We start from the raw sequence: 26,645 nt of genomic DNA, 5'->3' as shown, positions 1-26,645 counted from the left end.
TGCAGGTTATTCGACGACACGGGGAACCAGGTAGAGTCCCTGTTCAGTGGCAGGTGCCTGCTTCTGCAGAAGCTCCCGGTCAACGCTTTCGGTCACTTCATCAATACGCAGGCGCTGGGTGGCATCCAGGGGGTGGGCCATGGGCTGAACATTATCAGTATTAATGGCCTGCATTTCGTCGACCAGATTGAGAATATTGCTGAGTGCCTGGGTGTAGTCTTCGATAGCCTGGGGTTCTAAAGTCAGGCGCGCCAGATGGGCGACCTTATGTAATTCTTCTGCTTCCAGTTTCATGTGGTAACCTTAGAGCTGGTTTAAACAAGCGATGACCGTTGTATCGCAGATCAAAGTCGTAAAGAATAGCATAGATTTAGTAGGGCAACTGTTAAAGTTGCTTGCCCTGACCCCCTCAGGTTGCTAGAGTTTCCGCCCAGAAGAGGGATTCATTAGGATAGGTCACCAAAAGCATGATTAAACGTCTCAGAGGTATGTTCTCCAGCGATTTGTCAATCGATCTGGGAACCGCAAACACATTGATTTACGTCCGCGGGCAGGGTGTGGTTCTTAATGAACCTTCCGTTGTGGCTGTTCGTCATCACGGCAACCAGCGCAGTGTGGCTGCAGTGGGTTTTGAAGCCAAGCGTATGCTGGGCCGGACGCCGGGCAATATTACCGCCATCCGACCGATGAAAGATGGTGTTATTGCCGACTTCCATGTCACTGAAAAAATGCTGCAGCACTTTATTTCCAAAGTGCACGACAACAATTTCTTCACCCCCAGTCCACGGGTTCTGGTCTGTGTGCCCTGCATGTCGACCCAGGTTGAACGCCGGGCCATCAAGGAGTCCGCTCTGGGCGCCGGTGCCCGCGATGTTTTCCTGATTGAAGAACCCATGGCGGCTGCCATCGGTGCAGGCTTGCCGGTTGATGAAGCCCAGGGCTCCATGGTGGTGGATATCGGTGGTGGCACCACAGAGATTGCCATTATCTCCCTGAATGGTGTGGTCTATTCGGAATCGGTTCGTATTGCCGGTGACCGTTTTGATGAATCCATCGTGGCCTATGTGCGTCGTCATTATGGCAGCTTGATTGGCGATGCCACGGCGGAGCGCATCAAGCAGGAAATCGGCTGTGCCTACCCAGGCAGTGACATCAAGGAAATTGATGTGCGTGGCCGCAACCTCGCTGAAGGTATTCCGCGCAGCTTCACCCTGAATTCCAATGAAATTCTGGAAGCTTTGCAGGAGCCTCTGGCGGCTATCGTCCAGGCCATCAAGAGTGCTCTGGAGCAATCACCTCCCGAACTGGCTTCGGACATTGCCGAGCGCGGCCTGGTACTGACCGGTGGTGGTGCTTTGCTCCGGGATATTGACAAGCTGATTGCCGAAGAAACCGGTTTGCCGGTTATTATTGCCGAAAACCCTCTGACCTGTGTGGCCTTGGGTGGCGGTAAGGCACTGGAGTTGATAGACCAACAGACTTTTGATCTGCTGGCGATTGAATAGTCAAGATTCCGGTGCTCCAGTCAGGAAACGCCCCTCTGCTTTCAGGGTGGCGTTTCTTGTCGTTTAAGTTGCTCATTTTATGAGGGTTCTACCATTAAGCAGCTTTTTGCCAAAGGCCCCTTTTTAGGCTACCGTTTGTTGATGGCCCTGCTTTTGGGGGCTGCTCTGATGACGGCTGAATACCGCTTTTCCGAAGTGGCCTATGCCCGTTCCTGGATGGCACTTCTGGTTACTCCTCTGCAATGGGCAGCCGATGCTCCGGGTCGTACCTGGGGGTGGGCCGTGGATAGTCTGGCCAATCGCAATCTGCTGCTGGAAGAAAATCGCGAACTGAAGTCCCAGGCTTTGGTTCTGGCGGAGCGCAGCCAGACGATGTCGGCTGTGGTGGCAGAAAATGTGCGCTTGCGGGAGCTCCTGAATGCCACCGAGCGAACCGAAGTGGACTATCTGACCGGCGAGCTGATCGGGGTCAATTACGATCCCTTTTCCCATCAGGTGATTATCAATCAGGGTCGCCAGGATGGTGCCTTTATCGGTATGCCTGTGGTGGATGCATCCGGGGTGATGGGGCAACTGATTTCGGTCAGCCCTTACACCAGCCGCTTGTTGCTGATTTCCGATACCAATCACGCAATTCCTGTACAGGTCAATCGCAATGGTTTGCGCTTTGTGGCTCAGGGCACGGGGCAGGTGAACCTTCTGCGTCTGGATCATGTCCCGGAAACGGCTGATCTGCGGGAGGGCGATCTGCTGATGACTTCCGGGCTGGGTGGACGTTTTCCTTTTGGCTATCCGGTTGCCCGGGTCAGCAGTATTTCCCATCAAAGAGGGGAGCCTTTCATGGATGTGGAGGCCCAATCCCTGGCCCAATTGAATCGCAGCCGTTACGTGCTCTTGCTTGATTATCAGCAATCCAGTCCGGAACAGCAGGCACCGGTAACGCTTGAGGAGGGCAACTAATGGCCGAGAAAAAATCCCAGGGTTTCTGGGTGATCCAGTTGACCTTCCTGGTGGCCCTTTATCTGCAGGCTCTTCCCATGCCGGATATTGTGCTCTACTGGCGGCCTGAGTGGATCAGTCTGGTATTGATTTTCTGGGCCTTGAGCCTGCCCCAGCGGGTGGGCATCGTGCATGGCTTTGCCTGGGGTCTGTTGCTGGATCTGATCGAGGGCACCCTGCTGGGCCACAACGCCATCGTACTGGCACTGCTGGGCTTTTTGTGCAATCGTTTCTATCAGCGTGTTCGCATGTATTCCATGCTCAAACAGTCGGCTCTGGTTTTTTTGCTGGTGGGAATCAGTCAACTGGTCTTTCAGTGGGTTCAGGGAATCTTCGGAGCCATGTCCGGGCTGGGCTTTCTACTCTTGCCGGCCCTGGTTTCCGGTGTACTCTGGGCCTGGGTCTTCACTCTTCTCCAAGGTGTAAAACGTCGCTTTGCCCTGGCCTGAACTCTGTTGCTAAGGAAAATCAATGAGCGAAGAAATACTCATCAACCTGACACCCATGGAAACGAGGGTTGCCCTGGTTGAGAATGGTGTGCTTCAGGAGGTCTATATTGAGCGCACCCGGCGCCGGGGCATTGTTGGCAACATTTACAAGGGCAAGGTGGTCAGGGTACTGCCGGGCATGCAGGCCGCTTTTGTGGACATTGGCCTGGAACGGGCTGCCTTTATCCATGTTGCCGAAGTGGCCAAGCCCTCCGCTGAAGGTGAAACGCCCAGCATCAGCCAGCTTCTGCATGAAGGTCAGCAACTGATTGTCCAGGTCACCAAAGACCCCATTGGCAGCAAGGGCGGACGGTTGACCACTCACCTCTCAATTCCTTCCCGTTATCTGGTGTACATGCCACAGACTCCCCATGTCGGTGTTTCCCAGCGCATTGAGCAGGAAGAGGAAAGGGAGCGACTGAAAAGCCTGGTTGGCCAGGGCATGTCCGAATTGCCTGGCGAGGAGCCGGGTGGCTTTATCCTGCGCACCGCTGCCGAGGGGGGCAATGGCGAGGAAATCCTGGCGGATATCCAGTTTCTGCATCGGGTCTGGAAAGCGGTGGAAAGGCGGATTAAACGCGAAACCGGAATCTGCTGTATTTATGAAGACCTGCCTTTATTCATGCGCTCCATGCGTGACTTTGTGCGGCCGGAAATTGAAAAAATCCGTATTGATTCCCGGGAAAACTTCCAGAAACTCAATGAATTTGTTGCCGAGTTCGTCCCCCAGTTGCAGGACAAACTGGAATATTATCCCGGTGAGCGTCCTATTTTTGATCTCTACAGCGTGGAAGACGAAATCCAGAAAGCCCTGATGCGCAAGGTGCAGCTGAAAAGCGGCGGTTATCTGGTGATTGATCAAACCGAAGCCATGACGACCATTGATGTCAATACGGGGGGGTTTGTCGGACACAGGAATCTGGAAGAAACCATTTTCAAGACCAACCTGGAAGCCGCCACAGCCATTGTTCGCCAGCTCAGGCTGCGCAATCTGGGTGGGATTATCATTATTGATTTTATCGACATGGATGATGTTGAGCATCAGCGGCAAGTGTTGCGCCTGCTGGAAAAAAACCTGGAAAGGGACCATGCTAAAACCAAGCTTTCCGGTGTCACTGAACTGGGTCTGGTGCAGATGACGCGCAAGCGCACCCGTGAAAGTCTGGAACAAATTGTTTGTGAACCCTGTCATTTGTGTCAGGGACGGGGAACCCTGAAAACCCCTGAATCCGTCTGCTATGAAATTCTTCGGGATTTGCTGCGCATGGATCGAGCCTACGGCGGTGAGTCCTATCTGGTGATGGCCGGTCAAGCTGTGGTGGATCGTTTTCTGGATGAAGAATCGGCAGCCGTGGCTGACCTGGAAACCTTTATTGCCAAACCCATCCGTTTTCAGGTTGAAACGCTCTACTCTCAAGAGCAGTTTGATATTGTTTTACAATAATTATGACAAGTCCAGCCACCCAAAAATCAGCCTGGCGCTGGTTTGTTTTGCAGTTGCCCCTCTGGTCTTTGCTGCTGCTGTTGGTGTTCGTTGCCCTGCTGGTTCTGCTGATTCGTTTTCTCCTGCCGCAACTGGATTCTACCCGGCCTGACCTGGAAGCCTGGCTGAATCAGCAGCTTCCTTTCTCTGTTCACAGTCAACAACTGACTGCCAGTCTTTACCGTATTGATCCGCGCCTTGTGGTAGATGAGCTGACCTTGGGTCATCAGGGGCAGGATTTTTTGCAATTGCAGCAGTTTGAAGCGGAAATGGACAGCTGGGCCAGCCTGTTGGCCTGGGCACCTCGCATGCAGGAAGTTCAGCTGCAAGGGCTGGAGATCTGGCTGGAGGAAACAGCCAGGGGCTGGCAGTTGGCCGGTTGGGAAGGTAGAACACCCGAGTCAGTGGAGCAGGATGCCAGTCAACTGGATCAACTGCTCGAATGGCTGGAATTGTTGCTGGTGCAGGGCGAATTGGATTTTGCTGATATCACCCTGAACCTGAAGCCTCTGGCCGGTGAAAGTCTCCAGCTGACGGCTCCCCACTTGAATTATCGTCGCTGGAGCCAGGGTCGCCAACTGGATTTTCAACTGGGACTGGAAGGCAAGCAGGCTTCATCACGCCTGCTGATCACTCTGGAGGGTGAGGACTTTGATCTTCAGGAATCGCGCCTGGATGCCTGGCTGAATCTGGAACACCTTGAAGTGGAAGACCTGCATTCCCTGTGGCCTGCATCCTTGCAGGAACAACTGGGTTTGCCGCAAGGCAGGGTTTCCCTGCAGGCCTGGCTGAGCCTTGATGAAGGCCGGGTTGAGGTGGAATTGCGCAGCCAGGAAGGCAACCTGGAACTGCAACCGGGTAACCTGGCTTTCCAAGATTTGGCACTCAGCCTTTCGGGGCAGGGTGAAAACTGGCAGGCCGACTGGCAATTAGCGGATTTAAGCTGGTCAGGGCAAAGCCTGAAGAGTTTGCAGGGACAACTTCATTATGACCCCCAAACCTGGCAAGTAATATTAAAGAGCCTGCCCCTGGTAGAAGCTAAATTGGCTTTGCTGGAGCTACCCCAGCCACCTGGCTGGCTGGTGAGGTTGCTTGAAGATCTTGACCCTCAGGGGCATCTGCAAAACCTCCATCTCACCTGGGGTGACGAGCAGCCCTGGAAAATCACCAGCCTGCTGCAAGACGTCACGGTGGGAGCCTGGTCAGGCGCGCCGGGTGTGGATAATCTCAATGCCTGGCTTGAAGCAACAGCAGAAGGCGGGCGGGTGGTTTTCAAGCCGCAGCCACTGAAACTTTTTTTCCCCGACCTTTATACACAGCCTTTTCAGCTCAGCAGTGGACAGGGTGAGGTGAGCTGGTGGCTGGATCAGGAAACAGTCTGGGTTGAGGGACGCAAGCTGTTGGCCCAGCTGCCGTTACCCGAACCGCAAAACCCGCAGCAGGCTTCACAGGTGAGCGGGAATTTCAGTTTGCAATTGCACCCCCAAGATGACCGCCTGTATTTGAATCTGGGCTTGCAACCCACTCGCTTGACGGCCCACCGGCAATTGGTGCCTGAGCGTGTGTTGCCGGATGAAGTCTATTCCTGGTTGCAGGAAGCGTTGCAGGAAGGTCAGGTGCAACAGGGTGGGTTTATATTTGCCGGGTCGTTACGCTCAAACTCCAATCCCAACTTTCAGTTTCAGGGCGATTTCCAGGATGCCCGACTGGCTTTTGATCCTGACTGGCCGCTGTTGAATCACCTGGATGGCTGGGTGCGTGTGGATCAGGGTTTGACCCAGGGGCAGGTCAGTCGGGGGCGTCTGCTGGATGCCCGCTTGCAGCAGGCGGATTTTTTCACAAGGTGGCAGGGCCGGGAACAATTACTGAAGGTTCAGGCGCAAATCAGCAGTGAACTGGCCGAATTCCCAAAATTAATTGCCCAAAGCCCCCTGCAGGGTTGGGTGCCCGAGGCTTTGCACAGTTGGCAGTACCAGGGACGAAGTGAAGGCAGCCTGGAGTTGCAGATTCCATTTTATGAGCATTCCGATGATCTCCAGGTTGATCTGCATCTGGATGTGGATGAAGGGCGTCTTTATCTCAGTCAGGCTGACCTGCAACTCGATGCCCTGCAGGGAAACCTGGATTTCAATCTGGACCAGGGCCTGGAAGGCAGCCGTTTGGCCGGCAGGCTCTGGGAGCAGCCTTTTGAGGCCCGGATTCAGGGTCAGGAAAATCGCCTGACTTTTGCAATGACTCCCAATCTGACCAATATTTTGAATTGGCTGGAGTGGCCTTCCTGGCCCTGGGCCGAGGGGGCTGCAGCAGTGCAGGGTGAATGGGTGTTGGACCCACTGAGCGCTCTGGAAATCCACTCCATCTTGGAAGGGGTGAGTCTCGACCTGCCAGAACCTTTTGGCAAATCAGCCCCTCAGCAAAAACCTCTGTATTTACGCCTGGACTTTGCTGAGGAGGAGATTCCTCTAGTGCTGCAAGTGGGCGATCAACTGCAGGTGAACAGTCAACTGGGCGATGAGAATCAGGGGATTCGTGTTGACCTGGCCGACCAAGCCGTCCAGTCTTCAGGCCTGCCGGGAGAGCCGGGTGTCCGTGTGGATGCACAGCTCGATAGGGTGGATCTGGATCTGCTCTGGCGCTGGTGGCAGAAGCATTATGTTGAAGGTGCGGATGCGACGAGAGTGGCAGGAATAGAAGAAGCTGAAGGCTTGCCAGACCCGCTGTTGCCAGCAGAGTTGCGCCAGGTAACGGCCCGTATTACCGAAACAAGCTGGCAGCAAACCCCTCTGGGGCCTTTGTACCTGAATTTGCAGCATCAACAACCTGATATCCAGCTGCAGGTGATTTCCGACCCTTTGATTGGACGCTTGCATTGGCAGAATCCTGACTCCCGAGTACAACTGGATCTGGATCGCCTCAAGCTGCCGGGTAAAAAAAAACCGACACAATCTGAGAGCGATGAACCCTATTTTCCGGGAAGCCGACGCCAGGAGATGCTGGCTCTTCGCCCCGAAGATTTCCTGGAGGGTAGTCAGCCGGGTCAATGGCCGGATCTTGACTGGTCAGTGGCCAGTTTGGAGCAGGGACAAAAGGCTTGGGGTCGTTGGCAGGGGGTGGTCAGAACCGATGCCCAGCAGTTGGCCTTGACAGAGGTTCAGGGTGATCTGGGGCAGAGCCGTGTCAGCGGTGAGCTGCTCTGGAGGCTGAAGCCCCAATCCAGCAGCCGCCTTGAAGTGCAAATCCAGGGGAAGGACCCGGCACCGGCCCTCAGGGCCGTCACGGCTGCAAAATCACCTCTGGTGAGCGAGAGCCATGCCATGGAAGGGCAGTTCACCTGGCCGGGTTCCCCAGCAGCCTTTTTGTTGCCACGGGTTGACGGTGAGATAGAGCTGTTGTTTAAGAAGGGCTATTTCCCGGAAACAGAAGGCACTGCTCTGGGGGCCAGTCGTTTTTTTGGGTTGATGAATCTGGATAATCTGGTTCGCCGTATGCGCCTGGATTTTTCCGACCTCACCACTGAAGGCGTGAGTTTCGATCGCCTGGAAGCCAGCTATCAGCTTGAGGAAGGTTATCTGCGCAGTCTGCAACCCGCCCTGATGCAAAGTTCGGCAACCCGTGTCAGTCTCGCCGGAGAGATTGATTTGCTGGAAGAAACCCTGGATCAAGAGCTCAAGGTCACCCTGCCGGTGGGGCAGACGCTCCCTTTGGCTGCAGTTGCCTTGGGAGCCCCCCAGATTGGAGCTGCCATCTGGCTGGGCCAGAAGTTTCTGGGTCTGTTTTTTGATACCCGGCGTGAGGCGCTTTACGAAGTGCGGGGGTCAATTCGTCAGCCTGAGGTAAAACTGAAAGAGTTACGTTAGGGTTAACTGGAATCAATATTATTGTTGCTCACAGACTTCTCTTAGATAACGAAACAGTTTTCGGGCCTGGGCCGGGGGTTTGTCTTCGCTTCTTTCCTTGCGGGCATTGCGGATCAGCTGACGCAGTTTCTGAACTTCACAGTCTGGCCAGTTTGCAATGAATTCCGGCAAGGCGGCATCATCTTCAATCAGGCGTTCCCGCCAGTGCTCGAGTTGCTGGAAGTGCTGGGCATAGGCTTCGGAGCTGGCATCAAACAGGGCCACGGCCTGGGCAATGGCTTCATGATCGGCTGAGCGCATCAGTTTTCCAATTCGCTGCAATTGCCGTCGGCGGGCCTCATGGGATTTGATGCGTTGGTATTCCACCAGAGCATCCTGCAGTTCTTCGGTCAGGGGAACACTTTGCAGCTGTTTCTTGTTCAGATCCAGCAGTTGTTTGCCCAGTTCTTGAAGCTGCAGCATTTGCCGCTTGATTTCACTTTTGCTGGGGGGCAGGTTTTGTTCCTGCTCTTCATGGGGTTCATTCTTCTTCATCAAATCGGGCCTGAATCAATTCATCTAGGGCCGCCAGAGCAGCCTCGGCATCTTCACCTTCAGCGCGAAGGTGCAATTGGGTACCACAGGGTGCAGCCAGCATCAGCAGCTGCATGATATTACGGGTATTGGCGGTCTTGTCCCCCAGAATCAGCTCGGTTTTTGCCTGGTATTGCTGGCTGACCTGAACAACACGGGTTGCTGCACGGGCATGCAATCCCTTCTTGTTGATCAGTGTGATGGTCTTTTCTGGCATGGGGTTAATCGGTTTGTGTGTTCAGATGGAGTTCACGATGACGGGTTTGTACATCCGGGTGCAGGTCCTGAAAATACTGCCCGAGTTTCTCTGCCAGATAAACAGAGCGGTGCTGGCCACCTGTGCAGCCAATGCACACAGCAACATAGCTGCGGTTGCTTTCCACAAAGCGGGGTAGCCAGTGCTCAACAAAGCTTCTGATATCGTCAAACATTTCCTGGGGGCGGCTGGATTCTTTGAAAAAGTCGATGACCTGGCTATCCAGTCCGGTGAGCCCCCTTAGTTTGATGTCCCAGAAGGGGTTGGGCAGGCAGCGGACATCAAACACCAGGTCGGCATCCAGCGGCACACCTTTTTTAAAGCCAAACGACTGGAACAACAGGGTGGTTGGCTGGTTGGCTGATTCGGCCACTTCCCGGGCAATTGTGCTGCGCAGTTCGTGAACCGACAAACGGGTGGTGTCCAGGGTCAGTTGTGCGACATTGGCCAGAGGGTCCAGCAGTTGCTCTTCCTGGTCGATGGCTTCACTGAGCGACAGTTTACCCTCCCGTGTCAGAGGGTGACGTCGCCGGGTTGATGAAAAGCGCTCCAGCAGGGTTTTGGCACTGGCATTCAGGTAGACAACATTGACCTCGACACCTTCAGCCGTCAATTCCTGCATGATGGTGGGGAAATGATCCAGGTCCCGCGAGAGGTTGCGGGCATCGATGCTGACCGCGACACGACTGAGGTTGGACTGGATTCGGGCCTGTTCAGCCAGGGGGATCAGCAGCCCGGCAGGCAGGTTGTCGATGGCATAGTAGCCCAGGTCCTCCAGAGCATGCAGAGCCGCACTTTTGCCTGACCCTGAGCGTCCGCTGATAATCACCAATTGCATGGGCTCCTCCTTGGTCGCTGGTCAGGAAAATCTTGAGGTTTAACTGCTTACGCCAAGGGTCAGCAGTTCATGAAGTTTTTCCGGCTGATCGGATTTGCGCAGAGCCTTGCGCAGGTCGTCCTGGGCAAAGGTTTCGGCAAGATTGGCCAGAGTTTGCAGGTGGGCTTCATTGGCATCTTCCGGAACCAGAAGCAGGAAGATAAGATCAACCGGCTGGCCATCAATGGCATCAAAATCAATTTTATCCCGCAATCGAATAAAAGTGCCTATGGCTTCCTTGCAGTGGCTGATCCGGCAGTGGGGGAGAGCGACACCCTCGCCAATACCTGTGCTGCCCAGTTTTTCCCTGGCAATCAGTCTGGAAAACACTTCTTCGCTGTCCAGTGCGGGGATCTGCTGGGCAATAAATTTGCTGAAGTATTCCAGAACCCGTTTTTTGCTGCCCCCTGGCACACCGAAAAGGGTGCGCTCAAGGGTCAGGATTTCGTTTATCTGCATGATGGCCGGATGAGTAAGATGGTTTTAGTGGGTGGAGCCCTGCTGGCGTGCCTGGCTTTTTTCCTTGTGCTTGATCAGTTGACGATCCAGCTTGTCAATCAGTTGGTCTATGGCTGAATACATGTCTTCCGTTTCTCCGCTGGCATGGATTTCACCACCGGCAACCTTCAGGGTTGCTTCAGCAATCTGGCGCAATTTGTCAACGGTCAGGGTCACTTGAACATTGGTAATCTGATCGAAATGACGCTCTAACTTGGCAAACTTGGTTTCTACATAGTCACGAAGTGCATCGGTCAGTTCTACGTGGTGGCCAGTAATATTCAGCTGCATAGTGGGCTCCTGTTGTCTTGATTGTACACTTTCATTGTAACGCTTTTTATCATAAAGCAAAGCCCTGATCGGCAAGCGTTAAGCATATAAATGCCTTGACAAAATAAGCATTTAGCGCAGTCGCTTTCTTTCACTGGAAGGGGGTATACCCAAAGCCTCACGATATTTGGCAACGGTGCGTCTGGCAATCTGGATGCCAGAGTCAGCCAGGAGGTCGGCCAGCTTGCTGTCGGACAGAGGTTTTTGGGGAGGCTCATTGGAGATCAGCTTTTTGAGCATGGCCCGGATGGCTGTGGAAGAGGCCTCCCCGCCTTCTGCAGTGGATACGTGGCTGGAGAAGAAATACTTCAGCTCAAAGAGGCCGCGGGGGGTGTGAATGTATTTTTGTGTTGTGGCCCTGGAGACGGTAGATTCATGCATTTCAATGGCGGTGGCAATATCCGCCAGAACCATGGGCTTCATGAACTCTTCGCCTTTCTCCAGAAAGTCCTGCTGGACTTCGACAATTTTACTGCCCACCTTGAGGAGCGTTTCACTGCGGCTTTGCAGGCTTTTGATCAGCCACTGGGCCTCACGAAAATGATCCTTGAGGTATTGGTTGGTGTCGCTGGAATCGGCACGCCGTATCAGGTCGGCATACTGGGGCTGTACCCTGAGTTTAGGCAGGGTTTCCGGGTTGAGTTCAACCCGCCAGCCTTGCTGGGTTCGGGTCACCAGCAGGTCGGGTATGACGTAACTGGAGGTTTCACTTTCTATACTGCTGCCGGGACGCGGGTTGAGCTGTTGAATCAGGGTGATGATCTCATGCAGTTCATCTTCATGCTTGAGCTTGAGGCGGCGCATCAGAAAGCGATAATCCCGCCCGGCCAGGATTTCCAGGTACTGGTCAACCAGGCGTCGCGCCTGAGGCAGGTAAGGGGTGTCCTCGGGCAGTTGTTCCAGTTGCAGGAGCAGGCATTCGCGCAGATCCCTGGCACCCACGCCGGGGGGATCAAAGCGCTGGATCAGTTTCAGTAGAGCAAGGACTTCTTCGCAGGTGAGGTCACTGAACTCCTCATCCTGGCTTTGCAGGGAGTCACAGATAACCTGGGGGTCTTCGCTCAGATAACCTTCCGGGTTGATGCTGTCGATCAGGGTTTCCCCGATGATACGGTCGCGTTCATTATGCAGGCTGAGATTGAGTTGCCAGAGCAGGTGATCAATCAAACTGGTGCTGGCCGTATCTCTTTCGTAATTGTCCTGGAAGTTATCCTGATGACCGCTGGGCGGTGAGTAATCATGGCTGTAGACATCCTCCCAGGCGGTGTCCACGGCCAGCTCTTCCGGCAAGCGTTGCTCTTCCCACTGGTTCATTTCCGTGGCAGTGGCTTCCTGCTGGGCTTCTGCCTTGTTGGCTTCGCGGGTTGAGGTGTCAAAAGGATCGGGTTCAACGGCTGGAACGGCCTGATCCGTTTCTTCCAGCTCAAGTAGCGGATTGGATTCCAGTGCCTGTTGTATTTCCTGTTGCAAATCCAGAGTGGACAGCTGCAACAGGTAAATGGCCTGCTGTAACTGGGGCGTGATGACCAGGTTCTGGGAGAGGTTCAGCCCTAGGCTGGGTTTCATTGACATACACTTGATGACCGCTGTTCGCAACTGATATGGAAAAATGGCAATTCAGCATTCATGCAATCAGCAAATACTGTGCCATTACCTGTTAACACTTTATATCTTAAATTGCTCGCCCAGGTAAACCCTTCTGACATCCGGATTGCCCAGAATGGCTTCGGCATCCCCCTGAGCGATAATGCTACCTTCGCTGACTATGTAGGCTCTTTCGCAGATCTCCAGAGTTTCGCGGACATTATGGTCGGTAATGAGTACGCCGATATTGCGGGCCTGCAGTTGGCGAATAATGCCCATGATTTCCGCCACGGAAATGGGATCAACCCCGGCAAAGGGTTCATCCAGAAGAATGAAATCCGGTTCATTGGCCAGGGCGCGAGCAATTTCCACCCGCCGTCGCTCGCCACCGGAAAGGCTCATGCCCTTGTTCTTGCGGATACCGGTAATTGAAAACTCGTCCAGCAGTTGTTCCAGTAACTCCTGGCGGCGCTGCTTGCTGAGTTCCTTGCGCAGCTCCAGAATGGCCTGAATGTTGTCTTCCACACTGAGTTTGCGGAACACCGAGGCTTCCTGGGGCAGATAACCGAGCCCGGCATGAGCTCGACCGTGCATGGGTAGTTGGGTGATGTCCTGCTGATCCAGGGTGATGCGCCCGGCATCGGCTTTCACCAGCCCGACGATCATGTAAAACGAGGTGGTTTTGCCTGCGCCATTGGGGCCCAGTAAACCGACGATTTCACCCTGACTGACTTGCAGGCTGATGTCCTTGACGACCTTGCGGCCCTTGTAGCTTTTCTGCAGTTGGCTGGCAACCAGAGTTTTGCTCATGCTCAGTCCCCGTTGCGTTTGGGCGTAAGGATGACTTCAATTTTTGAGTCTTCGGATTCGGCCTGTTCGGCAACCAGATCCTGGGTGGTCAGGTGATAGGTCAGGCGATGACCGCGGAAGTTGTCTTCTCCCTGACGAAGGTGGGCTTGTCCGGTCAGAATGACTTTTTCTTCGGCAGGGTGGTAGTCGATGCTTTCGGCCCAGGCTTCCACCTGGGGTTGTTCCAGGTCAGGGCGATCACGCATATAGGCCAAGTCTTCGGAGCCTTCCGCCAACAGTCGGTCGAGCTGGCCCTGGGGCGCACGATAGAGGGTCAGGGTTGTTGCTTCCAGACGCAGTTCACCCTGTGAGGCTTCAACGTCACCCTGATAAACACCCACCTGGCGCTCATTGTGCCATTCCATGCGTTGAGCTGAAACCTGTACGGGCTTGTCTCTGTCTTCGGGCAAAGCCTGCAGGCTGTTGCTCAGGAATAACAGGGCCAGCAGAGGGAGGGCGTTACGAAGGAGCAGTGCAATCGGTGTCATTCTGTGTCCTGGTTTTCGCTGTCGGGAAGCTGGGTAAGATAGTGGCTTTGCACATCTTGCAAAAGAGTGACCTGACCCTGATCCAGGGTGGCAAAAAGGCCATTACCCTGAGTCAGGCCCGCCGGGCTTTGGAAGGTGACTGGGTCCGAGGTTTGTGCCGTTTCCTGCTGGATGTCCAACCATAAACGCCGGGTTAGAAATTCCGGGGTATAGTCGGAATTCGGATTGATGGGAGTCAGGCGAACCTCGTTTTCCAGGAATATCTCCTCTTCACCGCGTATCTCCCCGTCATGGGCCTGAATCACCCAGAGCTGTTGGCTTGGGGTCCAGTGGCGTACATGGGGTTGGGTAAGGTGAGTCAAATCACTTTCCGGGTAGTGAGTGATCACTTCACCTTCCAGGGTCTGGAAATGCCGCCCTTCACTGTTGAAACGTTTCAGCTCGGCCTGTTCCAGATAGTAATCCGGCTCGCCATGCTTCTGGGGCAGGGCCGTGTGCGGTGCTGGTTGGGACAGATCCTGAAGCCAGACCAGCCAGCCCCCGACAAGCACCAGTGCCAGCAGACTGAACAACTTGCGGTTGCCGGGTTGCCGGATAAAGCCTTGTATTGCTGCTTTAAGCCACTGCATGCTTTTAGAGTACATTCTGGTTGAACAGATAGTGATTCAGGCATTCCTGCCAGTTGCCCTGGGCTTGCATGATCAGGTCGGTGAGTTCGCGGACTGCGCCCTGGCCACCAGAGCGCTGAGTAATGTAATCACCCTGCTGGCGGATGTATTCAGGAGCATTGGCAACCGTCGCACCAAAACCTGCTTTGCGGATTGCGGCCAGGTCGGGCAGGTCGTCACCACAGTAGCCAATCTGCTCCCAACCGAAATTCAGCTGCTCGGCCAGCTCGGTCAGAGCCACCAGCTTGTCTTCACGCCCCTGCATAACCCAGTTGATCTTCAGGGCTGCGGCTCTTTGACTGACAATACTCGAATCTCTGCCGGTAATGATGGCGACCTCAACACCACTGGCCTGGAGCAGCTTGATGCCCTGGCCGTCCTGGGTGTTGAAGCTTTTGGTTTCACTGCCATCGGCATGGAAGTAGAGGCTGCCATCGGTCAGGACGCCATCCACATCCAGTGCCAGAAGGCGCAGAGGGCGCAGTTTGTCGAGCAGGTTTTTGGACAGATCCATAAATTCTCGCAGGGTTAAATGACACCGGCTTTGAGCAGGTCATGCATATTGAGGGCGCCAACCACCTGTCCCCGGTCATTGGTGACAGGCAGGGCGGTGATTTCATTTTTTTCCATCAGGTGGACGGCTTCGGCAGCCAGAGCTTCAGGATGAATGCTTTTACCACCCCGGGTCATCAGCTCTGCCACCTGCAGATCATGCAGATTGGCCTGCTGATCCAGAGTGCGGCGCAAGTCACCATCGGTGTAAACGCCCAGCAGCTGCCCCTGTTCATCCAAAATACAGGTGAACCCCAGCCCCTTACGGGTCATTTCCAGCAGGGCTTCCCTGAGGCTGGCGGAGGATTTGACCTGGGGAATGGCGGCTTCCTTGTGCATGACATCGGCCACTCTCAGCAACAAGCGGCGACCCAGGCTACCGCCGGGGTGCGAGCGAGCAAAATCATCAGGACCAAAGCCACGGGCTTCCAGTAGAGCGATGGCCAGGGCATCGCCCAGTACCAGGGCTGCCGTGGTGCTGGAGGTGGGGGCCAGGTTCAGTGGACAGGCTTCACGGCTGATGCTGGCATTCAGGTGCACACTGGCTTCCCGGGCCAGCGTGGAAGCCGGTGCCCCGGTGATGCTGACCACGGGAATGCCCAGGCGTTTAAGCTGGGGCAGCAGGGAGGTGACTTCCTGGGTTTCACCGGAATTGGAAAGAGCAACCACCAGATCACTGCGGGTGACCATGCCCAGGTCACCATGGCTGGCTTCACCGGGATGCATGAAAAAAGCCGGGGTGCCGGTACTGGCCAGAGTGGCTGCAATCTTGTTGGCGATATGCCCGGACTTGCCCATGCCGGTAACCACCACGCGGCCTGAACAGTGTAAAATAAGATCACAGGCCTGGCTGAAGTCGGCATCCAGGTGCTGGGTGACCTCTTCCAAAGCTGCAATTTCCAGTTGCAGGGTGCGCCGGGCACTGGCCAGAAAATCAGTAGCAGTCATAAGATGGCTTGAAAACTCCGCAAATGAGTTGAAGTAAGCAGATTAAAGGCGGACTTGTGTTAGCGCCAGGTAATCTTTAGATTATACCCTCTTTTGTCACCACTTCGTAGTTGGTAAACCTATGTCCGATGATCTGGCGCTGGTTGAAGATCTGCATTTTTCCCATGGCGACACGGTGATTTTTTCCGGCGTCAACCTGCGTCTGCGCCGGGGCAAGATTACCGCTGTTCTGGGTCCCAGCGGCACCGGTAAAACCACCCTGCTGCGTTTGCTGGGTGGTCAGTTGCAGCCCGATTCGGGCCTTGTTCAGGTCTTTGGGCAGGAAGTGGTAGGCCTGGAACGCAAGGCTTTGTTTCAGTTGCGCAAGCGTATGGGCATGCTGTTTCAGTCGGGTGCCCTGTTCACGGATATGAGTGTTTATGAAAATGTGGCCTTTCCGCTGCGGGTGCATACTGACTTGCCGGAGTCGATGCTGCGCGATCTGGTTCTGATCAAGCTGGAAGCGGTGGGGTTGCGGGGTGCGCGGAACCTGATGCCTGCTGAGCTGTCCGGGGGCATGACACGACGGGTGGCCCTGGCCCGTGCCATTGCCCTGGACCCTGAATTGCTGATGTACGATGAACCCTTCGTCGGCCAGGATCCGATTTCCATGGCGGTGCTGGTGCAGTTGATCCAGCGTTTGAATCAGGCGCTGGGACTGACTTCCGTGATCGTTTCCCACGACATAACCGAAACCCTGTCGATTGCCGATTATGCTTACATTCTTTCTGGTGGCAAAGTGATTGCCGAAGGCACGCCTGAGGAGCTGGAAGCAACCGAACAGGCCGAGGTGCGCCAGTTTGTGGCGGGTCTGCCGGACGGCCCTGTGCCTTTCCATTACCCGGCACCGGATTACCTGGAAGACCTTTTTGGGGAATCTCTGTCCCCTGCCGGAGGCCAAGATGCTTGACGGGCTGGCTGTTGTGGGCCGTAAAACCCTGCTGGGTGTCGCTGCCCTGGGGCGCTCTGGCGTTTTTCTTCTGCAGTCACTCTGGGGTTGGCCGCAATCCTGGAAAGCCTTGCGTCTCTGGGTGGATCAGGTTTATTCGATCGGGGTGCTGTCGCTGATTATCATTCTGGTCTCCGGCTTGTTTATCGGTATGGTTCTGGCCTTGCAGGGCTACACGATCCTGGTGGACTTTGGCGCTGAACAGGCGCTGGGGCAGATGGTTGCTTTAAGTCTGACCCGTGAGCTGGCGCCGGTGGTGGCTGCCTTGCTGTTTGCAGGCCGGGCCGGTTCCGCCCTGACCGCTGAAATAGGCTTGATGAAGGCAACTGAACAGCTGTCCAGTATGGAAATGATTGGTGTTGATCCCTTGAAACGCATCGTTGCGCCCCGATTGTTGGCGGGTTTCTTTGCACTGCCGCTGCTGTCTCTGGTGTTTGCCATGGTGGGGATCAGTGGTGGCTGGATGGTAGGTGTTGACTGGCTGGGCGTGGATGGCGGTGCCTTCTGGAGTAACATGCAGGCTGCCGTGGATTTTCGGGGTGATATCCTCAATGGGGTCATTAAAAGTCTGGTGTTTGCCTTTGTGGTGACCTGGATTGCTGTGTTTCAGGGTTATGACCTGGTGCCGACTTCCGAAGGGATCAGTCGTGCAACAACCAAGACGGTTGTCTATTCATCGCTGGTGGTGCTGGGTCTGGATTTTATCCTGACTGCCCTGATGTTCAGCAATATTTAACAAGTGGAGTCGTCTAATGCGTAATCAGCGCTGGGTGGAAGTGGCCGTGGGTGGCTTTATGCTGCTGGGGGTGCTGGCACTGGTGTTCATGGCTTTCAAGGTGAGCGGTCTGGCCTGGGAATCCAACCGGGAGAGCTTTAAGGTGGATGCCTATTTTGGTGATATCGGTGGCCTCAAGACCCGCTCCAAGGTCACTCTGGCCGGGGTGACCGTGGGCCGGGTGGCTTCCATAGAGCTGGATGAAGAATGGTTTGAAGCCCGGGTGGTCTTGGAGCTGAATACCAGCCTGGAGGGTAAGCTGAGCAGTGACACGGCGGCTGCCATTCAGACCGCAGGCCTGCTGGGTGACAACTACATCAGCCTGACACCGGGAATAGAGGATTCGACGCTGGGAGAGGGCGACACCCTGAAAGACACCCAGTCGGCCCTGATTCTGGAGCAACTGATCAATCAATTCATCAGCAATTCATCAGGGGATTAGTTATGTACAGGTATGTAATGGGTCTGCTGCTGGCGCTGGTTTTACTGCCTGGAATGGCCCTGGCGGAAACCTCGGCAGCCTACAGGGTTGTTGAAACAGGTATTGAAAAAGTAACCGGTGTTTTTGAAAAGCACAGGGATTCCTATCAACAACAGCCGGATCTTCTCTACCAGGCCTTGTCGGATGCTCTGGAGCCTTACGTGGATTTTCGCTACATCAGTGCAAGGGTCATGGGTGGACGTTATTTTCGCGCGGCCAGTCCGGAGCAGCGAAGCCGTTTTGCCGAAGCCTTTCAAACCACTCTGGTGGAAACCTTCGGCAAGGGGCTGATCAATTTTGATTATCAGGAATTTGATCTACAGTACCGGGAGACCGCTAACCGTCATGAAGACCAGGATACCGTGGAACTGGAAGTGGTTGCCGATGATGGTGAGCGTTATCCCCTAGTGTTTACCCTGCGCAAGAAAGAGGATGAGTGGCAAATCATCAACCTGATCATCAATGGTGTTAACCTGGGTCTGACCTTTAACAGCCAGTTTGATCGCGCCATGCGTGAAAACAGCAGGGACTTTGACCGGGTGATTGAAAACTGGTCACCGGATGACGCCCTGGATGAAATTGATGAAGAAGCCTGAATTGATCGTTCAATCAGCAACAGCCTGGGAGCTGCACGGTCGCGTGGATTTTGCCGATGCTCCGGAACTGGCTGCGGCCTTTGAGCCACTAGCTCAGCAAAGTTATACCTTGGACCTGAAAGCAGCCACAGGCGGTGCCCCTTTGTTGTTGGTGTTGCTGGCCTGGTGCCGTCAGGCCAGGGCGGTCGGTGCCGATTTGCAACTGACCAGGGCAAGCCAGGGACTGCAGCGCCTGCTTGCCCTGAGTGATCTGGAGCGCCTGTTGCCTCTGGATCAGGGCTGATCGCCCGGAATTGATGGTGTCCCTGGATACCTCATTTCGGTTATCATGCCAACCAAAATTTTCTATACAGCATCCGTTACAGGGTGTTCATCCATGAGGAAAGTCCATGCAAGCACATGAGCTGAAAGAGCTTTTAGAAAGCCGCTTACCCCAGTGTGAGTTTATTGTTCAAGGTGATGACGGCCAGCATTTTCAGGTGATTGCCATTAGTGAGGCCTTTGCTGAACTTAAAATGCCCGTTAAAAAGCAACAATTGGTGATGAGCCAGTTGAGTGAAGAAATTGCCAGTAACCAGGTGCATGCTGTTGCCCTGAAAACCTACACTCCAGAAGAATGGGCCAAGGTTAAAGACCTTCAGGTCGGATAAGGGCAAGCAAAGATGGATAAACTAATCATTCAAGGGGGACCACCCCTGGATGGCGAAGTATGGATTTCCGGTGCCAAAAACTCGGCACTGCCGATACTTTCGGCCAGTTTGCTGGTCAAGGGGCCGGTCTCCATAGGTAATCTGCCGCATTTGCACGACATCACCACCATGATTGAGCTGCTGGGTGGTATGGGTGTTCGGGCAGTGATTGATGAGAAGATGTCGCTGGAGCTGGATGCCAGCCACCTGAAAAACTGTGTCGCCCCTTATGATCTGGTCAAAACCATGCGGGCCTCCATTCTCGTGCTGGGGCCGCTGATGGCTTGCTATGGCAAGGCCGATGTTTCCCTGCCCGGTGGTTGTGCCATTGGCAGTCGTCCGGTCAATCTGCATATCAATGGCTTGCGCCAGATGGGTGCCGACATTCGGGTGGAAGAAGGTTATATCCGTGGCGAGATCCAGGGGCGTTTGCAGGGTGCGCGCATTGTTTTTGATACCGTTACAGTAACCGGTACCGAGAACCTGATGATGGCCGCGACCCTGGCCGAAGGGCAAACCGTTCTGGAAAATGCTGCGCGTGAACCGGAAGTGGTGGATCTGGCTGAATTCCTGAATGCCATGGGTGCCAGAATCACCGGCCAGGGAACAGACACCATCATCATTGAAGGTGTTGAAAAACTGCAGGGTTGTCACTATGACGTGATTCCGGATCGTATAGAAGCGGGTAGCTTTCTGGTTGCTGGTGCTGCGACCAGTGGCCGGGTTCGGGTCAAACGCATGCGTCCGGACATTCTGGATGCTGTGCTGGCCAAGTTAAAAGAGGCAGGCGGCACAATCACTTCCGGCCCCGACTGGATTGAACTGGACATGGAAGGTCGCCGTCCGCGTGCTGTCAGCATCAAGACTTCGCCCTATCCCGGCTTTCCCACGGATATGCAGGCGCAGTTCATGGCCATGAATGCCGTGGCGGAAGGCACCGGCACGGTCATAGAAACCATCTTTGAAAACCGTTTTATGCATGTGCAGGAAATGCATCGCATGGGTGCGGATATCCAGGTCGAAGGCAATACAGCCATTATCAAGGGTGTCGAAAAACTGACTGGAGCACCTGTCATGGCCACGGACCTTCGTGCCTCAGCCAGTCTGGTGATTGCCGCCCTGGTTGCTGAGGGTGAAACCCTGGTTGACCGTATTTATCATATTGACCGCGGCTATGAATGCATTGAAGAAAAGTTGATGCTGCTGGGTGCCAAGATCAGGCGGGTAGCCTCCTGAACCGGAAATAATAGAGAGACAAGATGCCGCAAAGTTTAACTCTGGCTCTTTCCAAAGGGCGCATACTGGATGATACCCTGCCACTCCTGGCAGCAGCGGGTATCGAGCCTGCTGAAGATATCAAGAAAAGTCGCAAACTGGTCTTTGATACCAATTTGCCCGGCGTGCGTCTGCTGGTGATACGCGCCACCGATGTTCCCACCTACGTCGAGCTGGGTGCGGCTGACCTGGGTGTGTCCGGCAAGGATGTGCTGATGGAGCAGGGGGAATCCGGCATGTATGAGCCCCTGGATCTGCAGATAGCCCGCTGCCGCCTGATGACGGCCCGTATCCGGGGGGCGGCAGTTCCTGAAGGGCGTCGCCGGGTGGCCACCAAGTTTGTGGGCGTTGCCAAGCAATGGTATGCCGCCCAGGGCATTCAGGTGGATCTGATTAAACTCTACGGCGGTATGGAGCTGGCCCCTCTGATGGGACTGGCCGATGAAATTGTGGATATTGTGGATACCGGCAACACCCTGCGCGCCAACGGCCTGGAGCCGTGCGAGCATATTGCTGATATTTCCTCGCGTCTGGTCGTCAACCAGGCCTCCATGAAAATGAAGTACCGCCAGATACAACCACTTCTGCAGCGTTTGCAAAAAGCCGTTGCCGAAAGACAGCAGGGAGTTGAATCATGACTCTTAACTTGAGACGCCTGCAAGCCGATGCTGCAGATTTTGCAGGCCAGTTGGATCAGCTTTTATCCTGGGAAGGGGTCTCCAGCAAGGAAGTGCAATCTTCCGTTGACGCCATTATTCAGCAGGTACGCAGCCAGGGCGATTCGGCCGTGCTGGAATTGACCCAAAAATTTGATCGTCATCCCGCCCGGACTTTTGCAGAACTGGAAATTCCCCAGTCGCAGCTCAAGGCAGCTTTTGACAGCTTGCCGGTGGCTCGCCGTGAAGCTTTGCAAGCGGCAGCAGAGCGGGTCAGCCGTTACCATGAAAAGCAAAAGCAGGGCTCCTGGCAATACACCGAGGAAGATGGAACTCTTTTGGGGCAGCAGGTGATGCCGCTGGATCGGGTCGGGGTTTATGTGCCCGGTGGCAAGGCTGCCTATCCTTCTTCAGTGTTGATGAATGCCTTGCCTGCCAAGGTGGCCGGGGTCAAGGAAATCATTATGGTGGTTCCTGCGCCCAACGGCGAATTGAATAGCCTGGTGCTGGGCGCGGCCTGGCTGTGTGGTGTGACGCGGGTCTTTACGCTGGGAGGTGCCCAGGCGGTTGCCGCCCTGGCTTATGGAACCCAAACCGTGCCTCCGGTGGACAAGATCGTTGGTCCCGGCAATATTTTTGTGGCAACGGCCAAGCGTGCGGTTTTCGGCAAGGTGGGGATTGATATGATTGCCGGTCCCTCGGAAATCCTGGTGGTCTGTGATGGTCAGACCGATCCTGACTGGATTGCCATGGATCTGTTTTCCCAGGCCGAGCATGATGAGGACGCCCAGTCGATCCTGGTCAGTTGGGACAAGGCTTATCTGGATCGGGTGGAAGCCAGTATTCAGCGTCTTTTGCCGGAAATGGAACGACGCGACATTATTGCGACTTCCCTGCAGGAAAGAGGAGCCTTGATTGAAGTAGCTTCGGAACAGGACGCCCTTGCCATGATCAACCGGATTGCTCCCGAGCACCTGGAGCTGTCCATTGCAGACCCCGAAGCCTGGTTGCCACAGATCCGTCATGCCGGTGCCATCTTCATGGGTCGTTACACGGCAGAGGCCGTTGGTGATTATTGCGCAGGCCCTAATCATGTGTTGCCGACCTCGGGGACGGCACGTTTTTCTTCGCCTCTGGGCGTTTATGATTTCCAGAAGCGCTCGTCACTGATTTTCTGCTCACCCGAAGGTGCCAGCGAACTGGGCAGGATTGCCGGTGAACTGGCGGATGGCGAAGCCCTGACTGCGCATGCACGTTCCGCCCGCTACCGGATCCAGGACTAGCAAACCGCTTAACGGTTGTTGTTCTGAGGGGGCCGCTGCCGGATGGTTGCGGTCAACTCAAGCGGTTCACCATCGCGCAGAATATCCAGACTGGCTTGAGTGTCCGGGTCCAGACCGGCAATCAGGTTGATGGTTTCACGAGCGCTGCCGACCGGCTCATCATTGATTCTGATCAGTACATCACCCGGCTGCAAACCGGCTTGATGGGCCGGGCCATTACGCCGCAAACCAGCAATCACCAGCCCCTGAGTGGACGGATCCAGATTCAGCGAAGCCGCCAGGCTGCTGGTCAGTTCCTGAACCTCAATGCCCAGCCAGCCGCGCACCACAAAACCTTCATTGATCAAATCCAGCATGATTTCCCGCGCCAGATTGGAAGGGATGGCAAAACCGATTCCCTGAGAGCCGCCCGAGCGGCTGAAAATGGCCGTATTGATTCCCAGCAGCTGACCGTAGGGGTTCACCAGAGCGCCACCGGAATTGCCGGGGTTGATGGCCGCATCGGTTTGAATGAAATCCTCGTAGGTATTGATTCCCAGGCTGCTGCGTCCCAGGGCACTGATGATTCCCTGGGTCACTGTTTGACCCACCCCAAAGGGGTTGCCGATTGCCAGAACCACATCGCCCACTTCCAGGGTGTCCGAGGAAGCCAGACTGATGGCGGGCAGGTTATCGAGCTCGATTTTCAGCACGGCCAGGTCGGATTCCGCATCACTGCCTATGACCTTGGCAAAGGTTTCACGACCATCGCGCAGAGCCACACGTATTTCATCGGCATCCTTGACGACATGGTGATTGGTCAGCAGGTAGCCTTCACTGTTCACCAGAACACCCGAGCCAAGACTTGACTGCATGCGCTGCTGGCGCGGCATTTGATCTTCACCGAAGAAATGCCGGAAAAAGGGATCATTCATAAAAGGATTCAACTGTTGTTGAATTACCTTGGTGGTATAAATATTGACCACTGAAGGGGCTGCCTGACGCACTGCCTGGGCATAGGAAACCGGGCCTTGCTGGCGCGGCACCTGCAAAGGCTCTCCTGCCAGGACTTCGGCCTGAACCTTGTTGTTGTCCTGCGCAGGCTGAGAGCCGGTCTGCCCGGTGAGAGTCGGGAAAATCTGCAAGAGCAGCAGCCCCAATAACAGGCCGGTTAAAAGAGGCCAGATTAAAGAAGGTTTTAAAAAACGCATGCAGTTTGGATCTCCAGCTGATAAACCCGCTAAGGTTACTATAATTTTTAATTCATGGCTTGTATCCGTGGTCTCAGATTGATTAGTCTGCTGGCCGAAAGGGAGTGGAAATGGGTTCCAATCGCTTTGCTTATTATTTATAGAGGTGGAAATGTCATTAGAGTTAAGTCAATTGGTCGCCGGTTTGGATGAGCTTCTGGCGGTGCAGGATTTCCAGGACTATTGCCCGAATGGCTTGCAGGTGGAAGGTCGCTCCAGGGTTGCGCGCCTGATGACCGGGGTGACGGCGAGCCAGGCTTTGATTGAGCGGGCCGTTGAATGGCAGGCGGATGCCATATTGGTTCATCATGGCTATTTCTGGAAAGGTGAACCTCAACCTCTAACCGGCATGAAAGGTCGGCGCATCAAGACCCTGATGCAGAAGGATATCAGCCTGATTGCCTACCACCTGCCCCTGGATGCTCATGCTGAGCTGGGAAACAACCAACAGCTGGCTGCCTTGTTGGGTATTCAGGTCACAGGTGTCATGGATTCACCAGCCTGGCCGCTGGGTCTGGTGGGCGAGTTGCCAGAAGCCCTGTCTGCAGCAGATTTCAGTCACCTATTGAGCCGGAAACTCAAACGGGAGCCGCTTCATCTGGCCGGTCATGCACGTCCCCTGAAAAAACTGGCCTGGTGCACTGGCTCCGCAGAAGGGGGGATTTTTCGGGCGGCCCAGTTGGGGGCAGATGCTTATATCAGTGGTGAGGTCAGTGAAAAAACGCTGCATGAGGCCAGGGAGCTGGGCATTGATTACTTTGCCGCAGGGCATCATGCCACTGAACGCTATGGTGTCAAAGCTCTGGGTGAATGGGTGGCAAAACAGTGGGGCATCGAGCAGGAGTTTGTTGATCTGGATAACCCGGTGTGATTCCGGGTTATCCGTAATACTTGGCTGGCATCATCACTTAAGTGCGTGGTGGCTCAAACACTTCCGGCTTCAAGCCATAATCTTCTGACAGGGTGCCTCGGTCTTTCTCGGAACCGGAAGCATAATCCCTGGGTGGCTCCACCGGGGCTTTGACTTCATCCGCATCCGGCTCAGAGGTTTCCATCGAGGTTTGGGCGGTTTCCGGCTTGTTGGTCAGGCGCTTGATCACGCCTTCGTCATCACAGAGATGCCCAGCATCCTGGCGTATTTGATCTTCCATGTCCTTGAGTTGTCTGCTCATTGCGGCCAGACCATCTGCTGTGCGCGAGAAGTGGTCGTTAAGCCCCTCACGCAACTGATTGACTTCCAGCTCCCTTTCCGTGAGCTGGTGACGGATTTTGATGCCGTGGGCAACGTTGGCATTCATCAGATGATAAGCCAGAGCACCCAGGCCAGCGCCCAGGACAAAAGCAGTTATTACAAGAACCCATTGGGTGTCAGCAAAGTTCACACGGCGCTCCTTACAAATCGTCAAGGTTAGTTACCTTGGGTATGAGTTTGCATTATATCGGGGAGACCGGCAAGCAGGTCAAGGTTTGCCGGGCTACAACTTAAGCAGGGTGCGGATGGATCAGACTTGGGTGAAACTGGCTGGCTGGCGTATAATCGCCGGATTTTCCGTCAGCAATCAGAAGAAGGTGACACCCTATGACGCCTATGGAGCGCTATCAGGAAGACCTGAAGCGAGATGATTTTAGCTCGGACCCAGCGCAAAAGCTGGCTGTTGAGCACCTGCAAAGATTGCACGATGACTTGGTTGCAAACAAGCCAGGCGGTGGCGGCTTTTTGTCACGTCTGGTTGGCAAAAAACAAAAACAGCCGGTCAGGGGCCTGTATTTCTGGGGTGGTGTGGGCCGGGGTAAAACCTATCTGGTGGATACCTTCTATGACACCCTGCCTTTTGAAGACAAGCTGCGTACCCACTTTCACCGTTTTATGCAGCGGGTGCATGCCGAGCTGAAAAAATTCGATGGTCAGTCTGACCCTCTGAAGCTGATTGCCCAGCGATTGGCCGGGGAATTCCGGGTTTTATGTCTTGATGAGTTTTTTGTTAAAGACATTACCGATGCCATGATTCTGGGCAACCTCATGGATGCACTCTTCAGTGAGGGGGTGACCCTGGTGACCACCTCCAATATTGAACCGGATGGTCTTTATAAGGATGGTTTGCAAAGAGCACGTTTTCTTCCGGCCATTGATCTGCTGAAAAAATACACCCAGGTGGTTAATGTCGACAGTGGTGTGGATTATCGGCTGCGGGCTCTGAGTCAGGCAGAGATTTATCACTGGCCGCTGGATAAGGAGGCGGATACCAGTCTGACCAAGAGTTTTGAAAGTGTTGTGATGGTCGAGGGGGAGCGTGACCAGCCTATTGTGATTAATAACCGTGAAATCAGGGCGCGTCGTTGCCATGATAACGTGGCCTGGTTTGATTTTTATGAGTTGTGTGACGGCCCACGCAGCCAGTATGACTATATAGAGCTGTCGAAAATTTTCCACACGGTGCTCTTGTCCAATGTACCCCAGTTGGGTCGCGAGAAGGATGATCAGACCCGCCGCTTTATTAACCTGATTGATGAGTTTTACGATCGCAATGTCAAGGTGATCATCTCGGCCGAGGTGTCGATTGACGACCTCTATACAGGCGGCAATCTGAACTTTGAAATAGAAAGAACCAAAAGCCGCCTGCTGGAGATGCAGTCGCATGAGTACCTGGGTCGCGAACATAAGCCTTGATCCTGGCTCATGGGTTAAATCAGGGCTTTCGTGGTTGTCACTGAGTGCCC

General features: G+C 54.6%; 30 protein-coding genes. 16 read left to right on the top strand and 14 right to left on the bottom strand.

Annotated features, from left to right (window positions below; translation table 11 throughout):
• Positions 1-6 precede the first annotated feature (6 nt).
• Positions 7-294: an Asp-tRNA(Asn)/Glu-tRNA(Gln) amidotransferase subunit GatC gene (gene gatC, locus LG323_RS05855; RefSeq protein WP_310695735.1), complete on the bottom strand. Its 288-nt coding sequence runs from the start codon at positions 292-294 to the stop codon at positions 7-9.
• Positions 295-467: 173 nt separating this feature from the next.
• Here gatC and LG323_RS05850 point away from each other — a divergent pair, with 173 nt between their 5' ends.
• From LG323_RS05850 to LG323_RS05830, 5 genes are all read left to right on the top strand, one after another.
• Complete coding sequence (locus LG323_RS05850; RefSeq protein ID WP_310695736.1) at positions 468-1,505, top strand: rod shape-determining protein; 1,038 nt, start codon at positions 468-470, stop codon at positions 1,503-1,505.
• 141 nt (positions 1,506-1,646) lie between these two features.
• The gene (gene mreC, locus LG323_RS05845) at positions 1,647-2,465 is read left to right on the top strand and encodes a rod shape-determining protein MreC (protein ID WP_404419829.1); all 819 of its coding nucleotides are present in this window, start codon (positions 1,647-1,649) and stop codon (positions 2,463-2,465) included.
• A complete protein-coding gene (gene mreD, locus LG323_RS05840) occupies positions 2,465-2,953 on the top strand; it encodes a rod shape-determining protein MreD (RefSeq protein ID WP_404419827.1) in 489 nt (162 codons plus the stop codon). Before mreC ends, mreD begins: the two co-directional genes overlap by 1 nt.
• A 22-nt stretch (positions 2,954-2,975) precedes the next feature.
• Positions 2,976-4,436, top strand: a complete 1,461-nt coding sequence (gene rng, locus LG323_RS05835) for a ribonuclease G (RefSeq protein WP_310695738.1) — start codon at positions 2,976-2,978, stop codon at positions 4,434-4,436.
• A gap of 2 nt (positions 4,437-4,438) precedes the next feature.
• Positions 4,439-8,332 (top strand): YhdP family protein, encoded by a 3,894-nt coding sequence (locus LG323_RS05830; protein WP_404419825.1) that lies wholly within the window; start codon positions 4,439-4,441, stop codon positions 8,330-8,332.
• An 18-nt stretch (positions 8,333-8,350) separates the two neighbouring features.
• On the opposite strand, the gene yjgA is transcribed toward LG323_RS05830, so the two are convergent.
• The 11 genes from yjgA to LG323_RS05775 form a co-directional block, all read right to left on the bottom strand.
• Positions 8,351-8,866 (bottom strand): ribosome biogenesis factor YjgA, encoded by a 516-nt coding sequence (gene yjgA / locus LG323_RS05825; protein WP_404419823.1) that lies wholly within the window; start codon positions 8,864-8,866, stop codon positions 8,351-8,353.
• Positions 8,853-9,122, bottom strand: a complete 270-nt coding sequence (locus LG323_RS05820; protein WP_310695741.1) for an HPr family phosphocarrier protein — start codon at positions 9,120-9,122, stop codon at positions 8,853-8,855. The genes yjgA and LG323_RS05820 overlap by 14 nt, the downstream gene beginning before the upstream one ends.
• A gap of 4 nt (positions 9,123-9,126) precedes the next feature.
• Positions 9,127-9,999, bottom strand: coding sequence for an RNase adapter RapZ (gene rapZ / locus LG323_RS05815; RefSeq protein WP_404419821.1), 873 nt, complete (start codon positions 9,997-9,999; stop codon positions 9,127-9,129).
• 39 nt (positions 10,000-10,038) lie between these two features.
• Positions 10,039-10,497, bottom strand: a complete 459-nt coding sequence (gene ptsN / locus LG323_RS05810) for a PTS IIA-like nitrogen regulatory protein PtsN (RefSeq protein WP_404419819.1) — start codon at positions 10,495-10,497, stop codon at positions 10,039-10,041.
• A gap of 24 nt (positions 10,498-10,521) precedes the next feature.
• Positions 10,522-10,827 (bottom strand): ribosome hibernation promoting factor, encoded by a 306-nt coding sequence (hpf, locus tag LG323_RS05805; protein WP_310695744.1) that lies wholly within the window; start codon positions 10,825-10,827, stop codon positions 10,522-10,524.
• 111 nt (positions 10,828-10,938) lie between these two features.
• On the bottom strand, positions 10,939-12,432 hold the full coding sequence (locus tag LG323_RS05800) for an RNA polymerase factor sigma-54 (protein WP_404419817.1): 1,494 nt from the start codon (positions 12,430-12,432) through the stop codon (positions 10,939-10,941).
• Positions 12,433-12,531: 99 nt separating this feature from the next.
• Positions 12,532-13,260: an LPS export ABC transporter ATP-binding protein gene (lptB, locus tag LG323_RS05795; RefSeq protein ID WP_310695746.1), complete on the bottom strand. Its 729-nt coding sequence runs from the start codon at positions 13,258-13,260 to the stop codon at positions 12,532-12,534.
• Positions 13,261-13,262: 2 nt separating this feature from the next.
• On the bottom strand, positions 13,263-13,787 hold the full coding sequence (lptA, locus tag LG323_RS05790; protein ID WP_404419815.1) for a lipopolysaccharide transport periplasmic protein LptA: 525 nt from the start codon (positions 13,785-13,787) through the stop codon (positions 13,263-13,265).
• Positions 13,784-14,416 carry an LPS export ABC transporter periplasmic protein LptC gene (gene lptC, locus LG323_RS05785; RefSeq protein WP_404419814.1) on the bottom strand — a complete coding sequence of 211 codons (633 nt, stop codon included), beginning with the start codon at positions 14,414-14,416 and terminating at the stop codon, positions 13,784-13,786. The genes lptA and lptC overlap by 4 nt, the downstream gene beginning before the upstream one ends.
• Before the next feature lie 4 nt (positions 14,417-14,420).
• A complete protein-coding gene (locus LG323_RS05780) occupies positions 14,421-14,969 on the bottom strand; it encodes a KdsC family phosphatase (protein WP_404419813.1) in 549 nt (182 codons plus the stop codon).
• Positions 14,970-14,983: 14 nt separating this feature from the next.
• A complete protein-coding gene (locus LG323_RS05775) occupies positions 14,984-15,955 on the bottom strand; it encodes a KpsF/GutQ family sugar-phosphate isomerase (protein ID WP_404419812.1) in 972 nt (323 codons plus the stop codon).
• A gap of 121 nt (positions 15,956-16,076) precedes the next feature.
• Between LG323_RS05775 and LG323_RS05770 the strand changes: the two genes are divergently transcribed.
• The 9 genes from LG323_RS05770 to hisD all read left to right on the top strand — a co-directional run bounded on the left by LG323_RS05770 (position 16,077) and on the right by hisD (position 22,698).
• Positions 16,077-16,904: an ATP-binding cassette domain-containing protein gene (locus tag LG323_RS05770; protein WP_310695751.1), complete on the top strand. Its 828-nt coding sequence runs from the start codon at positions 16,077-16,079 to the stop codon at positions 16,902-16,904.
• The gene (mlaE, locus tag LG323_RS05765; protein WP_310695752.1) at positions 16,897-17,679 is read left to right on the top strand and encodes a lipid asymmetry maintenance ABC transporter permease subunit MlaE; all 783 of its coding nucleotides are present in this window, start codon (positions 16,897-16,899) and stop codon (positions 17,677-17,679) included. Before LG323_RS05770 ends, mlaE begins: the two co-directional genes overlap by 8 nt.
• 16 nt (positions 17,680-17,695) lie before the next feature.
• Positions 17,696-18,160, top strand: coding sequence for an outer membrane lipid asymmetry maintenance protein MlaD (mlaD, locus tag LG323_RS05760; RefSeq protein ID WP_404419811.1), 465 nt, complete (start codon positions 17,696-17,698; stop codon positions 18,158-18,160).
• 2 nt (positions 18,161-18,162) lie between these two features.
• Positions 18,163-18,795, top strand: a complete 633-nt coding sequence (locus tag LG323_RS05755; protein ID WP_404419810.1) for a phospholipid-binding protein MlaC — start codon at positions 18,163-18,165, stop codon at positions 18,793-18,795.
• The gene (locus LG323_RS05750) at positions 18,782-19,078 is read left to right on the top strand and encodes a lipid asymmetry maintenance protein MlaB (protein ID WP_404419808.1); all 297 of its coding nucleotides are present in this window, start codon (positions 18,782-18,784) and stop codon (positions 19,076-19,078) included. The genes LG323_RS05755 and LG323_RS05750 overlap by 14 nt, the downstream gene beginning before the upstream one ends.
• Before the next feature lie 106 nt (positions 19,079-19,184).
• Positions 19,185-19,445 (top strand): BolA/IbaG family iron-sulfur metabolism protein, encoded by a 261-nt coding sequence (locus LG323_RS05745; RefSeq protein ID WP_310695756.1) that lies wholly within the window; start codon positions 19,185-19,187, stop codon positions 19,443-19,445.
• Between the two features lie 12 nt (positions 19,446-19,457).
• A complete protein-coding gene (murA, locus tag LG323_RS05740; RefSeq protein ID WP_404419807.1) occupies positions 19,458-20,720 on the top strand; it encodes a UDP-N-acetylglucosamine 1-carboxyvinyltransferase in 1,263 nt (420 codons plus the stop codon).
• A gap of 23 nt (positions 20,721-20,743) precedes the next feature.
• Entirely contained in the window at positions 20,744-21,397 is a 654-nt protein-coding gene (hisG, locus tag LG323_RS05735) for an ATP phosphoribosyltransferase (RefSeq protein WP_404419806.1), read from the top strand.
• A complete protein-coding gene (gene hisD, locus LG323_RS05730; protein WP_404419805.1) occupies positions 21,394-22,698 on the top strand; it encodes a histidinol dehydrogenase in 1,305 nt (434 codons plus the stop codon). The genes hisG and hisD overlap by 4 nt, the downstream gene beginning before the upstream one ends.
• 8 nt (positions 22,699-22,706) lie before the next feature.
• Here the strand turns inward: hisD and LG323_RS05725 are convergent, their stop codons facing one another.
• Entirely contained in the window at positions 22,707-23,888 is a 1,182-nt protein-coding gene (locus tag LG323_RS05725) for a Do family serine endopeptidase (protein WP_404419803.1), read from the bottom strand.
• A 151-nt stretch (positions 23,889-24,039) separates the two neighbouring features.
• Between LG323_RS05725 and LG323_RS05720 the strand changes: the two genes are divergently transcribed.
• On the top strand, positions 24,040-24,798 hold the full coding sequence (locus LG323_RS05720) for a Nif3-like dinuclear metal center hexameric protein (RefSeq protein ID WP_404419801.1): 759 nt from the start codon (positions 24,040-24,042) through the stop codon (positions 24,796-24,798).
• 37 nt (positions 24,799-24,835) lie between these two features.
• Here the strand turns inward: LG323_RS05720 and LG323_RS05715 are convergent, their stop codons facing one another.
• Positions 24,836-25,309 (bottom strand): YhcB family protein, encoded by a 474-nt coding sequence (locus tag LG323_RS05715; RefSeq protein WP_404419799.1) that lies wholly within the window; start codon positions 25,307-25,309, stop codon positions 24,836-24,838.
• A 197-nt stretch (positions 25,310-25,506) separates the two neighbouring features.
• Here LG323_RS05715 and zapE point away from each other — a divergent pair, with 197 nt between their 5' ends.
• Positions 25,507-26,595, top strand: a complete 1,089-nt coding sequence (gene zapE / locus LG323_RS05710; RefSeq protein ID WP_404419798.1) for a cell division protein ZapE — start codon at positions 25,507-25,509, stop codon at positions 26,593-26,595.
• Positions 26,596-26,645: the final 50 nt, after the last annotated feature.

Origin of the sequence: Marinospirillum sp., assembly GCF_044810985.1 — a bacterium.
Lineage (GTDB): Bacteria > Pseudomonadota > Gammaproteobacteria > Pseudomonadales > Halomonadaceae > Marinospirillum.
The sequence above is the reverse complement of the archived record's forward strand: the minus strand, read 5'-3'. Positions and strand labels throughout refer to the sequence as shown.

What these genes read in the sequence shown, in the direction of transcription:
- gatC (WP_310695735.1), bottom strand. Translation starts at nt 294, where the DNA reads ATGAAACTGGAAGCAGAAGAATTACATAAGGTCGCCCATCTGGCGCGC.
- LG323_RS05850 (WP_310695736.1), top strand. Translation starts at nt 468, where the DNA reads ATGATTAAACGTCTCAGAGGTATGTTCTCCAGCGATTTGTCAATCGAT.
- mreC (WP_404419829.1), top strand. Translation starts at nt 1,647, where the DNA reads ATGGCCCTGCTTTTGGGGGCTGCTCTGATGACGGCTGAATACCGCTTT.
- mreD (WP_404419827.1), top strand. Translation starts at nt 2,465, where the DNA reads ATGGCCGAGAAAAAATCCCAGGGTTTCTGGGTGATCCAGTTGACCTTC.
- rng (WP_310695738.1), top strand. Translation starts at nt 2,976, where the DNA reads ATGAGCGAAGAAATACTCATCAACCTGACACCCATGGAAACGAGGGTT.
- LG323_RS05830 (WP_404419825.1), top strand. Translation starts at nt 4,439, where the DNA reads ATGACAAGTCCAGCCACCCAAAAATCAGCCTGGCGCTGGTTTGTTTTG.
- yjgA (WP_404419823.1), bottom strand. Translation starts at nt 8,866, where the DNA reads ATGAAGAAGAATGAACCCCATGAAGAGCAGGAACAAAACCTGCCCCCC.
- LG323_RS05820 (WP_310695741.1), bottom strand. Translation starts at nt 9,122, where the DNA reads ATGCCAGAAAAGACCATCACACTGATCAACAAGAAGGGATTGCATGCC.
- rapZ (WP_404419821.1), bottom strand. Translation starts at nt 9,999, where the DNA reads ATGCAATTGGTGATTATCAGCGGACGCTCAGGGTCAGGCAAAAGTGCG.
- ptsN (WP_404419819.1), bottom strand. Translation starts at nt 10,497, where the DNA reads ATGCAGATAAACGAAATCCTGACCCTTGAGCGCACCCTTTTCGGTGTG.
- hpf (WP_310695744.1), bottom strand. Translation starts at nt 10,827, where the DNA reads ATGCAGCTGAATATTACTGGCCACCACGTAGAACTGACCGATGCACTT.
- LG323_RS05800 (WP_404419817.1), bottom strand. Translation starts at nt 12,432, where the DNA reads ATGAAACCCAGCCTAGGGCTGAACCTCTCCCAGAACCTGGTCATCACG.
- lptB (WP_310695746.1), bottom strand. Translation starts at nt 13,260, where the DNA reads ATGAGCAAAACTCTGGTTGCCAGCCAACTGCAGAAAAGCTACAAGGGC.
- lptA (WP_404419815.1), bottom strand. Translation starts at nt 13,787, where the DNA reads ATGACACCGATTGCACTGCTCCTTCGTAACGCCCTCCCTCTGCTGGCC.
- lptC (WP_404419814.1), bottom strand. Translation starts at nt 14,416, where the DNA reads ATGCAGTGGCTTAAAGCAGCAATACAAGGCTTTATCCGGCAACCCGGC.
- LG323_RS05780 (WP_404419813.1), bottom strand. Translation starts at nt 14,969, where the DNA reads ATGGATCTGTCCAAAAACCTGCTCGACAAACTGCGCCCTCTGCGCCTT.
- LG323_RS05775 (WP_404419812.1), bottom strand. Translation starts at nt 15,955, where the DNA reads ATGACTGCTACTGATTTTCTGGCCAGTGCCCGGCGCACCCTGCAACTG.
- LG323_RS05770 (WP_310695751.1), top strand. Translation starts at nt 16,077, where the DNA reads ATGTCCGATGATCTGGCGCTGGTTGAAGATCTGCATTTTTCCCATGGC.
- mlaE (WP_310695752.1), top strand. Translation starts at nt 16,897, where the DNA reads ATGCTTGACGGGCTGGCTGTTGTGGGCCGTAAAACCCTGCTGGGTGTC.
- mlaD (WP_404419811.1), top strand. Translation starts at nt 17,696, where the DNA reads ATGCGTAATCAGCGCTGGGTGGAAGTGGCCGTGGGTGGCTTTATGCTG.
- LG323_RS05755 (WP_404419810.1), top strand. Translation starts at nt 18,163, where the DNA reads ATGTACAGGTATGTAATGGGTCTGCTGCTGGCGCTGGTTTTACTGCCT.
- LG323_RS05750 (WP_404419808.1), top strand. Translation starts at nt 18,782, where the DNA reads ATGAAGAAGCCTGAATTGATCGTTCAATCAGCAACAGCCTGGGAGCTG.
- LG323_RS05745 (WP_310695756.1), top strand. Translation starts at nt 19,185, where the DNA reads ATGCAAGCACATGAGCTGAAAGAGCTTTTAGAAAGCCGCTTACCCCAG.
- murA (WP_404419807.1), top strand. Translation starts at nt 19,458, where the DNA reads ATGGATAAACTAATCATTCAAGGGGGACCACCCCTGGATGGCGAAGTA.
- hisG (WP_404419806.1), top strand. Translation starts at nt 20,744, where the DNA reads ATGCCGCAAAGTTTAACTCTGGCTCTTTCCAAAGGGCGCATACTGGAT.
- hisD (WP_404419805.1), top strand. Translation starts at nt 21,394, where the DNA reads ATGACTCTTAACTTGAGACGCCTGCAAGCCGATGCTGCAGATTTTGCA.
- LG323_RS05725 (WP_404419803.1), bottom strand. Translation starts at nt 23,888, where the DNA reads ATGCGTTTTTTAAAACCTTCTTTAATCTGGCCTCTTTTAACCGGCCTG.
- LG323_RS05720 (WP_404419801.1), top strand. Translation starts at nt 24,040, where the DNA reads ATGTCATTAGAGTTAAGTCAATTGGTCGCCGGTTTGGATGAGCTTCTG.
- zapE (WP_404419798.1), top strand. Translation starts at nt 25,507, where the DNA reads ATGACGCCTATGGAGCGCTATCAGGAAGACCTGAAGCGAGATGATTTT.